This window comes from Streptomyces sp. NPDC015242 (assembly GCF_043079125.1).
Taxonomy (GTDB): Bacteria; Actinomycetota; Actinomycetes; order Streptomycetales; family Streptomycetaceae; genus Streptomyces.
In genome coordinates, this window is the sequence record NZ_JBIBUF010000009.1 from 58,742 (window position 1) to 70,025 (window position 11,284).

At 71.8% G+C, this 11,284-nt stretch carries 8 protein-coding genes; 6 read left to right on the forward strand and 2 right to left on the reverse strand.

Features of this window, described 5'->3' with window-relative positions; translation table 11 throughout:
* Window positions 1–159: 159 nt before the first annotated feature.
* The gene (ileS, locus tag ACF07N_RS28330) at window positions 160–3,303 is read right to left on the reverse strand and encodes an isoleucine--tRNA ligase (protein ID WP_392118171.1); all 3,144 of its coding nucleotides are present in this window, start codon (window positions 3,301–3,303) and stop codon (window positions 160–162) included.
* A gap of 1,158 nt (window positions 3,304–4,461) precedes the next feature.
* Between ileS and ACF07N_RS28335 the strand changes: the two genes are divergently transcribed.
* The 5 genes from ACF07N_RS28335 (at window position 4,462) to ACF07N_RS28355 (ending at window position 9,270) form a co-directional block, all read left to right on the forward strand.
* On the forward strand, window positions 4,462–5,328 hold the full coding sequence (locus tag ACF07N_RS28335) for a TraR/DksA family transcriptional regulator (RefSeq protein ID WP_392118779.1): 867 nt from the start codon (window positions 4,462–4,464) through the stop codon (window positions 5,326–5,328).
* Window positions 5,329–5,416: 88 nt separating this feature from the next.
* The gene (gene lspA / locus ACF07N_RS28340) at window positions 5,417–6,091 is read left to right on the forward strand and encodes a signal peptidase II (RefSeq protein WP_392118174.1); all 675 of its coding nucleotides are present in this window, start codon (window positions 5,417–5,419) and stop codon (window positions 6,089–6,091) included.
* A gap of 61 nt (window positions 6,092–6,152) precedes the next feature.
* Entirely contained in the window at window positions 6,153–7,097 is a 945-nt protein-coding gene (locus ACF07N_RS28345; RefSeq protein WP_094052517.1) for an RluA family pseudouridine synthase, read from the forward strand.
* Window positions 7,094–7,564 (forward strand): GNAT family N-acetyltransferase, encoded by a 471-nt coding sequence (locus tag ACF07N_RS28350; protein ID WP_383333197.1) that lies wholly within the window; start codon window positions 7,094–7,096, stop codon window positions 7,562–7,564. Before ACF07N_RS28345 ends, ACF07N_RS28350 begins: the two co-directional genes overlap by 4 nt.
* A 119-nt stretch (window positions 7,565–7,683) precedes the next feature.
* Entirely contained in the window at window positions 7,684–9,270 is a 1,587-nt protein-coding gene (locus ACF07N_RS28355) for a Na+/H+ antiporter (RefSeq protein ID WP_383333199.1), read from the forward strand.
* A gap of 186 nt (window positions 9,271–9,456) precedes the next feature.
* On the opposite strand, the gene ACF07N_RS28360 is transcribed toward ACF07N_RS28355, so the two are convergent.
* A complete protein-coding gene (locus tag ACF07N_RS28360) occupies window positions 9,457–10,599 on the reverse strand; it encodes a mechanosensitive ion channel family protein (RefSeq protein WP_392118179.1) in 1,143 nt (380 codons plus the stop codon).
* Window positions 10,600–10,706: 107 nt separating this feature from the next.
* Here ACF07N_RS28360 and ACF07N_RS28365 point away from each other — a divergent pair, with 107 nt between their 5' ends.
* On the forward strand, window positions 10,707–11,276 hold the full coding sequence (locus tag ACF07N_RS28365) for a dienelactone hydrolase family protein (protein ID WP_392118182.1): 570 nt from the start codon (window positions 10,707–10,709) through the stop codon (window positions 11,274–11,276).
* Window positions 11,277–11,284: the final 8 nt, after the last annotated feature.

The window sequence follows — 11,284 nt, forward strand, 5'->3', positions numbered from 1 at the left end:
GATGGCCAGGAGTACGGCGTAGGCGTCGGCAGCGTTCAGGGCGAGGCCCCGGGTTCACCCCCGGGGCCTCGCCCTTTGCCACGTGCGTTCGTGCGTACACAACGCCGAAGGCCCGGTCCCGCCAGGAATCCTGGCAAGACCGGGCCTTCGGCCGGTGCGTTACGCCTTGCGCAGGCGGAACGTCAGGGTCAGGCTCTCGTCGGTGAACGGCTCACCGTAGCCGCCGTCCGCCTCGCCCTGGGCGAAGTCCGTGGCGAGGACCTCGTCGGCGATCAGGCCGGCGTGGTCGGTGAGGGCCGCGACCGTGGCCGCGTCCGTCGCCGTCCAGCGCAGTGCGATGCGGTCGGCCACGTCGAGGCCGCTGTTCTTGCGGGCCTCCTGGATCAGGCGGATCGCGTCACGGGCGAGGCCCGCACGGCGCAGCTCCTCCGTGATCTCCAGGTCCAGGGCGACCGTCGCGCCCGCGTCGGACGCCACCGACCAGCCCTCGCGCGGGGTCTCCGTGATGATGACCTCGTCGGGAGCGAGCGTGACGGTCTCGCCGTCGACCTCCACGGACGCTGTGCCCTCGCGCAGGGCCAGGGACAGGGCGGCCGCGTCCGCGTTCGCGATGGCCTTCGCCACGTCCTGGACGCGCTTGCCGAACCGCTTGCCCAGCGCGCGGAAGTTGGCCTTCGCGGTGGTGTCGACCAGGGAGCCGCCGACCTCGCTCAGCGTGGCCAGGGACTCGACGTTCAGCTCCTCCGTGATCTGCGCGCGCAGTTCAGAGTCCAGCGCGTCGAAGCCGGTGGCAGCGATCAGGGCGCGGGAGAGCGGCTGACGGGTCTTGACGCCCGACTCCGCGCGCGTGGCCCGGCCGAGCTCCACCAGCCGGCGCACCAGCACCATCTGCTTCGACAGCTCCGGGTCGATGGCGGTGAGGTCCGCCTCCGGCCAGGACGACAGGTGCACCGACTCCGGGGCGCCCGGGGTGACCGGCACGATCAGGTCCTGCCAGACCCGCTCGGTGATGAACGGGGTCAGCGGGGCCATGAGCTGCGTCACGGTCCGCACCACCTCGTGCAGCGTGCGCAGGGCCGCCTTGTCGCCCTGCCAGAAGCGGCGGCGGGAGCGGCGCACGTACCAGTTGGACAGGTCGTCGACGAACGCGGACAGCAGCTTGCCGGCGCGCTGGGTGTCGTAGGCGTCGAGGGCCTGGGTGACCTGGTCGGTCAGCGCGTGCAGTTCGGACAGCAGCCAGCGGTCCAGGACCGGGCGGTCGGCCGGGGCCGGGTCGGCCTCGGACGGGGCCCAGCCGGCCGTACGGGCGTACAGGGCCTGGAAGGCGACCGTGTTCCAGTACGTCAGGAGCGTCTTGCGGACGACTTCCTGGATCGTGTTGTGGCCCACCCGGCGGGCCGCCCACGGGGAGCCGCCGGCCGCCATGAACCAGCGGACCGCGTCGGCGCCGTGCTGGTCCATGAGCGGGATCGGCTGCAGGATGTTGCCCAGGTGCTTGGACATCTTGCGGCCGTCCTCGGCGAGGATGTGACCGAGGCAGACCACGTTCTCGTACGACGACTTGTCGAAGACGAGCGTGCCGACCGCCATCAGCGTGTAGAACCAGCCGCGGGTCTGGTCGATGGCCTCGCAGATGAACTGCGCCGGGTAGCGGGTCTCGAACAGTTCCTTGTTCTTGTACGGGTAGCCCCACTGCGCGAACGGCATCGAGCCCGAGTCGTACCAGGCGTCGATCACCTCGGGCACGCGCGTGGCCGTCTTCCCGCAACCGCCCTGCGGGCAGGCGAAGGTGACCTCGTCGATGAACGGGCGGTGCGGGTCCAGGCTCGACTGGTCCGTGCCGGTCAGCTCGGTCAGCTCGGTGAGGGAGCCGACGCAGGTGAGGTGGTCGTCCTCGCAGCGCCAGATGGGCAGCGGGGTGCCCCAGTAGCGGTTGCGGGACAGCGCCCAGTCGATGTTGTTGTTCAGCCAGTCGCCGTAGCGGCCGTTCTTGACCGTGTCCGGGAACCAGTTGGTGTTCTCGTTCTCCGCGAGGAGGCGGTCCTTGATGGCCGTGGTGCGGATGTACCAGGACGGCTGGGCGTAGTAGAGCAGCGCGGTGTGGCAGCGCCAGCAGTGCGGGTAGCTGTGCTCGTACGGGATGTGCTTGAAGAGCAGGCCGCGTTCGTCGAGGTCGGCGGTGAGCTTCTCGTCGGCCTTCTTGAAGAAGACGCCGCCGACCAGCGGGACGTCCTCCTCGAAGGTGCCGTCCGGGCGGACCGGGTTCACGACCGGCAGGCCGTAGGAGCGGCAGACCTTGAGGTCGTCCTCACCGAAGGCGGGGGACTGGTGGACCAGACCCGTGCCGTCCTCGGTGGTGACGTACTCGGCGTTGACGACGAAGTGCGCCGGCTCCGGGAACTCCACCAGCTCGAAGGGGCGCCGGTAGGTCCAGCGCTCCATCTCGGCGCCCGTGAAGGTCTGCCCCGTGCTCTCCCAGCCCTCGCCGAGGGCCTTGGCGAGCAGCGGCTCGGCGACGACGAGCTTCTCCTCGCCGTTCGTGGCGACGACGTAGGTGACCTCGGGGTGGGCCGCGACCGCCGTGTTGGACACCAGCGTCCAGGGCGTGGTCGTCCAGACCAGCAGCGCGGCCTCGCCGGCGAGCGGGCCGGAGGTGAGCGGGAAGCGGACGTAGACGGACGGGTCGACGACCGTCTCGTAGCCCTGTGCCAGCTCGTGGTCGGACAGGCCGGTGCCGCAGCGGGGGCACCAGGGGGCCACGCGGTGGTCCTGGACCAGCAGGCCCTTGTTGAAGATCTCCTTCAGCGACCACCAGACCGACTCGATGTACTCGGGGTCCATCGTGCGGTACGGGTCGTTCAGGTCGGTCCAGTAGCCCATGCGGGTCGTGAGCTCTTCGAAGGCGTCCGTGTGCCGGGTCACCGACTCGCGGCACTTCGCGTTGAACTCCGCGATGCCGTACGCCTCGATGTCCTGCTTGCCGGAGAAGCCGAGCTCCTTCTCGACGGCGAGCTCCACGGGCAGGCCGTGGCAGTCCCAGCCGGCCTTGCGGGCCACGTGGTAGCCGCGCATGGTGCGGAAGCGGGGGAAGACGTCCTTGAAGACGCGGGCCTCGATGTGGTGGGCGCCGGGCATGCCGTTGGCGGTGGGCGGGCCCTCGTAGAACACCCACTCGGGGCGGCCCTCGGACTGCTCCAGGCTCTTGGCGAAGATCTTCTGCTCGCGCCAGAAGTCGAGCACCGCGTGCTCGAGAGCGGGCAGGTCGACCTGGGCGGGGACCTGGCGATACGTCGGCGATGTCATCAGCGGGCTTCCTCCGGGCGGACTTGCTGCCTTCCGTCCGGAGGGACGAGAGCTACGTCTGCCTGCGCCGCCTTCGGCGCGCTCCCGCGGTACCACCCTCCTTGGCCCTCCGGCACGGGGTGTGCGCCGGCGAGCCCCCTCATTGGGGTCGCGATGCCGGGTCTACTGACCGCTGCCTGCGCTGCGGCGTTCTTCCGGCGGCTCCGGGGTGATCTTCACGTCGCGCTCGCCCCCGGGCTTCCACCGTCCCCGGGTCGCTCTGGGCTGCGTACGCCGCTACTCGTCCCCATCCACGCTTTTCGCTCCGCCCAGTGTACGGCGCCGGACGGACAGCGGCGGACCGGATTTCGGGGCCGTCGGGGCGGGTGCCGGAAGGAGCACCGGGAGGACCCTCGTGGGGGCCGCTTATGGGTTTGATGACCCTGATGGGGTGGTATGGGAGTTCGGATCCTGGGACGTCCCGCGCGGCGGATTACCGAACGGGTTGCTGGGCACAACGGATGCAGGTTCGCCGCGCGGCGTGCGCGAGGCGGGCGAATCGGGCGGTGTGCCCCGTTGCCGCGGGACTCGAGTCGATTTATCGTCCCAGCACGATGCGCGAGCAAGATCACAATATGTGAAGGGGCCGCGGCCATGGTGGCGAAGAAGACCGCCGTACAGCAGCCGGCGTCCGGCAGGCCAGCGGAGGCCTCCGGCGGCGCGGCCAAGAACCTGAGCGGCAAGAAGTCCGCACAGGGGGGCTCGGCGGGGCGGGCGGTGAAGGGGGCGGTGGAGAAGGCGGCCGGGGGGACGCGGGCCGCGGTCGAGAAGACCAAGGCGGCCGTGCGGAAGGTGACGGCGCCGGGGGTGGCGGGTGACGAGGAGGCCGGAGAGCAACGGGCGGCGGGCGGGAAGGCCGCCGCGCGGAAGGCGCCGGCCAGGCAGGCGCCGGCCGGGCAGGCCGCGGCGAAGAAGGCCGCTGGCAGGAAGCCTCCTGCGAAGAAGGCACCTGCGGCGGAGTCTTCTGCGGAGCAGACTCCTGCGGCGGAGTCTCCTGCGGATCAGACTCCTGCGAAGAAGGCTCCCGTGAAGGAGGCTCCTGCCGGGAAGGCGGCGGGCGGGGAGGCCGGGGCCGGGACGGCCGGGAAGGCGTCGGTCAAGAAGCCGTCGGTGAAGAAGGTGCCGGCCAAGAAGGCGGCGTCGAAGAAGGCGGTGACCGGGCAGGCGGCCGGACAGGCCGCGGCGGACGGGGGCGACGCGCAGGCCGCCGGGGCGGCTGGGAAGAAAGCAGGCGCCAAGAAGGCCGCGGCGGGGAAGGATCCCGCCGAGGCGGCGGTGGTGGAGGGGGAGGCCGTCGGCGGCAAGCGGAAGGCCGAGAGGGCCGGGGCCGTGAAGAAGGGTGCCGAAGGCGTCGCCGGGCAGGGCGCCGGAGGCACGAGCACCACCAGCAAGAGTGCCGCCGGACCGGGCGCCGCCCGGACCGGCGCGGTCACACAGGACACGGCCGGAAGCAGCACGGCCAAGAAGGCGGGCGCGGCCGAGGCCGCGCCGCAGACGGGAGCGACCACGGTGGGTGCGAAGAAGACTCCTGGCACGGCCACGGCGGCGAAGACCGCCGTTCCGAAGGCCCGGGCGGGCGTGGTGGAGCCCGGTGAGCTCGCGGTACGCCCGGGCGAGGACCCCTGGACGGCGGAGGAGGTCGAGGAGGCCCGGTCGGAGCTGATGTCCGAGGAGGCGCGGCTGCGCGAGGAGATCAGCTCGTCGGAGCGGTCGCTCGCCGGCCTGATGCGGGACTCCGGGGACGGCGCGGGCCACGACGAGGCGGACACCGGCAGCAAGAACATCACACGCGAGCACGAGCTGGCCCTGGCCGCCAACGCGCGCGAGATGCTCGACCAGACCGAGCGGGCCCTGGACCGCCTCGACTCGGGCACCTACGGCCTGTGCGAGAACTGCGGCAACCCCATCGGCAAGGCCCGGATGCAGGCCTTCCCGCGGGCGACGCTGTGCGTGGAGTGCAAGCAGAAGCAGGAGCGCCGGTACTGACCTCCGCCGAATGCCTCCTGAGCACGTCCGCCGCGTGGGGCGTGACGTACCCTCGTGCTCAGTCAGGCACCTAGGTTGAGGGACTCACGTGGCAGAGGCGGAGCGCATCATCGGTACGCCGGACACACCGGACGCGGCCGGGGACGGACGGGAGCGGCCCGGTTCCGAGGACACCGGCGCGCGGACCGGCGAGTCCGGTGCCGAACCGACGGGTCCGGCGGCCGCCGGGGCGCCCGGCACCGACGAGCCGGAGACCGCGGCCGGGCCCGCCCCCCGGGGCAGGCGCCGGATCGCGGTGCTCTTCGCGGTGGCGCTGTTCGCCTACGCCCTCGACCTGATCAGCAAGCTGATCGTGGTGGCCAAGCTGGAGCACCACCCGCCGATCGAGATCATCGGGGACTGGCTGAAGTTCGAGGCGATCCGCAACGCGGGTGCGGCCTTCGGCTTCGGCGAGGCCTTCACCGTCATCTTCACCATGATCGCGGCGGCGGTGATCGTGGTGATCGCCCGTCTGGCCCGCAAGCTGTACAGCCTGCCCTGGGCGATCGCGCTGGGCCTGCTGCTCGGCGGTGCGCTGGGCAACCTCACCGACCGGATCTTCCGGGCGCCGGGCGTCTTCGAGGGCGCGGTGGTGGACTTCATCGCGCCCAAGCACTTCGCCGTGTTCAACCTGGCCGACTCGGCGATCGTGTGCGGCGGCATCCTGATCGTGCTGCTGTCCTTCAAGGGGCTCGACCCGGACGGCACCGTCCACAAGGACTGAGCGCGCGGGGTTGTCCACAGGCGCGTACGGGGGTGCCGGGCCCGTCCGGCATACTCGACGGGTGAGCACGCTTCCCGAGATCCGTACCCTGCCCGTGCCCGACGGCCTGGAGGGCGAGCGCGTCGACGCCGCCATCTCCCGCATGTTCGGCTTCTCCCGTACCAAGGCGGCCGAGCTCGCCGCCGCGGGGAAGGTCACGGTCGACGGGTCGGTGGTCGGCAAGTCGGAGCGGGTGCACGGCGGGGCCTGGCTGGAGGTCGAGATGCCGCAGGCCCCGGCGCCGGTGCAGGTGGTGGCCGAGCCGGTCGAGGGCATGGAGATCGTGCACGACGACGATGACGTGGTCGTCATCGTCAAGCCGGTCGGCGTGGCCGCGCACCCGTCGCCGGGCTGGACCGGGCCGACCGTCATCGGCGGCCTCGCCGCCGCCGGGTACCGGATCTCCACCTCCGGCGCCGCCGAGCGCCAGGGCATCGTGCACCGGCTCGACGTCGGCACGTCGGGGCTGATGGTCGTGGCCAAGTCGGAGTACGCGTACACGTCGCTGAAGCGCCAGTTCAAGGAGCGCACGGTCGACAAGCGGTACCACACGCTCGTCCAGGGCCACCCGGACCCGACCAGCGGCACCATCGACGCGCCCATCGGACGGCACCCGCAGCACGACTACAAGTGGGCCGTCACCGCCGAGGGCAAGCCGTCGGTCACGCACTACGACCTCATCGAGGCGTTCCGCGCCGCGTCGCTGCTCGACGTGAAGCTGGAGACCGGCCGCACCCACCAGATCCGTGTCCACATGGCCGCCCACCGGCACCCCTGCGTCGGCGACCTGACGTACGGCGCCGACCCGACCCTCGCCAAGCGGCTGCGCCTGACCCGCCAGTGGCTGCACGCGGTGCGGCTCGGCTTCGAGCACCCCGGCGACGGGCAGTGGGTGGAGTTCTCCTGCGACTACCCGGAGGACCTGCGCAACGCGCTGGAGCAGGTGCGGGAGGAGACGTACGCGTGAGTGAGCCCGGTTACGCGGTGCGCGCCGCCGAGGACCCGGCCGACCGCGCGGCGTGCTTCGCGGTGCGCAAGGAGGTCTTCGTCCGCGAGCAGGGCGTGCCGGAGGACCTGGAGTACGACGCGTACGACGCCGGTGCCGTCCACGTCCTGGCCGTCCGGGAGGACGGGGTGCCGCTCGGGACCGGGCGGCTGCTGGTCGGGGAGGCGGCAGTGGCGCAGACCGGGGCCGACGCGTCGGTGGGCTCCCTCGGCCGGCTCGCCGTGACCGCTCACGCGCGTGGGCTCGGGGTCGGGGCCGCCCTGGTGCGTGCCCTCGAGGAGGAGGCGCGTGCGCGGGGGCTCGCGGCCGTGGACCTGCACGCCCAGACGCACGCGCTCGGCTTCTACCAGCGGCTCGGCTACGCGGCCTATGGATCGGAGTACCTGGAGGCCGGCCTCCCGCACCAGGCGATGCGGCGTTCGCTCTAGCCCCGCGGTGCGGCGTTCGCCCCAGCCCGTGGTGCGGGTGCCGAAACGGTTTGTCACAGGTGTTGCGTGGCAGTCTTGAGATCAGTCGTGTGACCGTCTGACCTCCCGGAGCGCTGACCGTGGATCAGTTGGCCCTGTTGTTCGTGCTGCTGCTCGGGGCCGTGATCAGCGTCCCGGTCGGGGATCGGCTCGGGATGCCCGCGCCGGTGCTGATGACCCTGCTCGGCATAGTCCTCGCGCTGCTCGACTTCGTCCCGAACGTCGACATCCCGCCGGACCTGATCCTGCCGCTGCTGCTGCCGCCCCTGCTGTACGCCGCCGTGCGGCGCACCTCGTGGCGGCAGTTCGCGGCGAACAAGAGACCCATCTTCCTGCTGGCCGTGGCGCTGGTCTTCGTCACCATGGCCTGCGTGGCCGCGGCGGCGAACGCGATCGTGCCGGGTCTGCCGCTCGCCGCGGCGTTCGCGCTCGGTGCGCTGGTGGCGCCGCCGGACCCGGTCGCGGCGACCGCCGTGGCCGGGCAGCTGGGGCTGCCGCGCCGCCTGGTGTCGATCCTGGAGGGCGAGGGGCTGTTCAACGACGTGACGGCCATCGTCCTGTACCACGTGGCGATCGCCGCCGCCGTGAGCGGGACGTTCTCGCCCTGGAAGGCCGGGCTCGACCTGGTGCTGTCGGCCGTCGTGGCGATCGCGGTGGGGCTCGCCCTCGGCTGGGGCGCGAACAAGCTGATGGAGCGACTGGACGACGCGACCCTGCAGATCGGGCTGACCCTGCTGGTGCCGTACGCCTCCTACGTGATGGCCGAGGAACTGCACGGCTCGGGGGTGCTCGCCGTGCTCACCACCGCGCTGTTCCTCGCGGAGTACGGCTCCGACGCCGACGACGTCATGACGCGGCTGGCCGGGCACACGTTCTGGAACATCGTCGACACGCTCGTCACCGGGGTCGCGTTCGGCCTGGTCGGGCTGGAGCTGCACAACGCGATCAACACCGCGGCCGGCCGGTGGGGCCAGTTGCTCGGGTGGGCGGCGCTGGTGGTGTGCGTGGTGGTGTTCGTCCGGCTGCTGTGGCTGCTGCCGGCGACCTGGCTGACCAAACGGCTGCACGCCCGGCGGGACTACGACGAGGACATCCCCGTCAGCTGGCGCGAGACCGTGGTGATGTGGTGGTCCGGCATGCGGGGAGTGGCCTCGGTCGCGCTGGTGCTGGCCATCCCGCTGGAGACCGACTCCGGGGCGCCGTTCCCCAACCGGGACGAGATCATCTTCATCGCGTTCGGGGTGATCATGGTCACGCTGGTGGTGCAGGGGCTGACGCTGCCGTGGCTGGTGCGGTGGCTCGGGGTGAAGGCCGACACCGACGCGGAGAAGGAGTTCGCCAAGACCCTGGCGATCCGGGCGTCGCGGGCGGCCAAGCGGCGGCTGCGGGAGATCGAGGAGAGCGAGGAGCTGCCGGAGGAGCTGACCGAGCAGATGCTGCGGCGCGCGTTCGACATCGGCGTGCGGATCAGCCCGGACGTGGCGGAGGACGAGCGGCGTGAGGCGCACCGGGAGCGGGCCAGGCAGCTGAAGCGGATGCGGCGGATCCAGCAGGAGATGCTGAGCGCCGCGCGGCACGAGGTGCTGGCGGCGCGCAGTGAGCCCGGGGCGGATCCCGAGGTGGTGGACCGGGTGCTGCGCCATCTCGACGTGCGGAGCCTGAGGTGAGCCGCCCCCGCACCCACCGCCGTCGTTGACGGTGGGCGGCCGGGGCGGCGCGGGGTCGCCGGAACGGCGCGGCAGGGCCGACGGCGGCGCCGAGCGCGGTCACCGAGCCCCCACACACCAGGACGGCTGTCCGCGGCACGGGCAGCCGTCCTGGGTGTGCGCACCGGGGCGTGCGCCGCGGGTCCGTCAGCGCTCCGAGCGGGGCGAGCCGTGATACCGGCGCTGGTGCGGCACCCCGTCCGGGGACCGGCGGGCGCCGTCGTGCGAGGGATGGGTGCCGTTCAGGGCCGGTGGCAGTACCGCGTCCGCCGTGTTGACCCGGGGGAGGGCGTACGGGTGTTCGTCGGCCAGCCAGCGGATCATCCGCTCGCGGACCGCGACCCGGACCGTCCAGATGTCGTCGGCGTCCTTGGCGGTCACCAGGGCGCGCACCTGCATGGTGTTCGGCGTGGTGTCCGTCACGGACAGGTCGTAGGCGCGGCCGTCCCAGGCCGGGCACTCGCGCAGGATGTCGCGGAGCTTGTCGCGCATCGCGTCCACGGGCGCCGTGTGGTCGAGGTGCCAGTAGACGATGCCGGTCATCTGCGGCGTCCCGCGCGACCAGTTCTCGAACGGCTTGGACGTGAAGTACGACACCGGCATGGTGATCCGGCGCTCGTCCCAGGTGCGCACGGCCAGGAACGTCAGCGTGATCTCCTCGACCGTGCCCCACTCGCCGTCCACCACCACGGTGTCCCCGATGCGCACCATGTCGCCGAAGGCGATCTGGAACCCGGCGAACATGTTGCTCAGGGTGGACTGGGCGGCGACACCGGCGACGATGCCGAGGATGCCGGCCGAGGCCAGCAGCGAGGCACCGGCCGCCTTGAACGCCGGGAAGGTCAGCAGCATGCTCGCCGCGGCCACCACCCCGACGATCGCGGACACCACCCGCATGATCAGCGTCACCTGGGTGCGCACCCGGCGGACCCGGGCCGGATCACGGTGCGCCCGGCCGTGGGCGTACCGGCTGTAGGACGTCTCGACTATCGCCGCCGCGATCCGGATGATCAGCCACGCGGTGGACCCGATCAGCACCAGGGTCAGGGCCCGGCCGACGGCCTCCTCGTTGCTCCGCAGCAGGTCCGCCTCGTCGTAGGACCCTCTCAGCAGGGCGGCGCACAGCACGAGCTGGTACGGGATGCGGGCACGGCGCAGCAGCCCCCACAGCGGGGTGTCGTGGTGCCGGTCGTCGGCCTTGCGCAGCAGGAAGTCGGTGGCCCAGCCGATCACCAGCGTGAGCACGACCGAGCCACCGACCACGATCAGCGGTCGTAGCAGGTTCTCCATGCCCCCGAACCTAACCGGCTCCCCGGGGTCATGAACATGTGACTTCGGCGGCGTCCTGGGTAGTGCCGGAATCCGGGTCCGTCACACCCGGCTGGCACCATGGCCTCATGAACATCATGCTCTTTCACTCGACCTTCGGGCTGCGGCCCGCAGTGCACCAGGCCGCTGACCGGCTGCGTTCGGCCGGTCACGAGGTGTGGACGCCCGACCTCTTCGAGGGGCGCACGTTCGAGACGGTCGAGGAGGGCATGGAGCACAAGGAGCGGATCGGCAAGGAGGAGCTGCTGAAGCGGGCCGTACTGGCCGCCGCGCCCTACTCGGAGCGCGGGCTCGTCTACGCCGGGTTCTCGCTCGGCGCCTCCATCGCCCAGACCCTGGCTCTCGGCGACGACAAGGCACGCGGCCTGCTGCTCCTGCACGGCACCTCGGACATCGCGCCGGGCGTCACCGTGGACGGGCTGCCGGTCCAGCTGCACGTGGCGGAGCCGGACCCCTTCGAGACGGACGACTGGCTCAGCGCCTGGTACCTGCAGATGGGCCGCACCGGCGCCGACGTCGAGGTGTACCGGTACGCCGGGGCCGGTCACCTCTACACCGACCCCGAGCTGCCCGACCACGACGCGGAGGCCGCCGAGGCCACCTGGCGGGTGGCGCTCGGCTTCCTCGACAGCCTGTGAGGGACGGC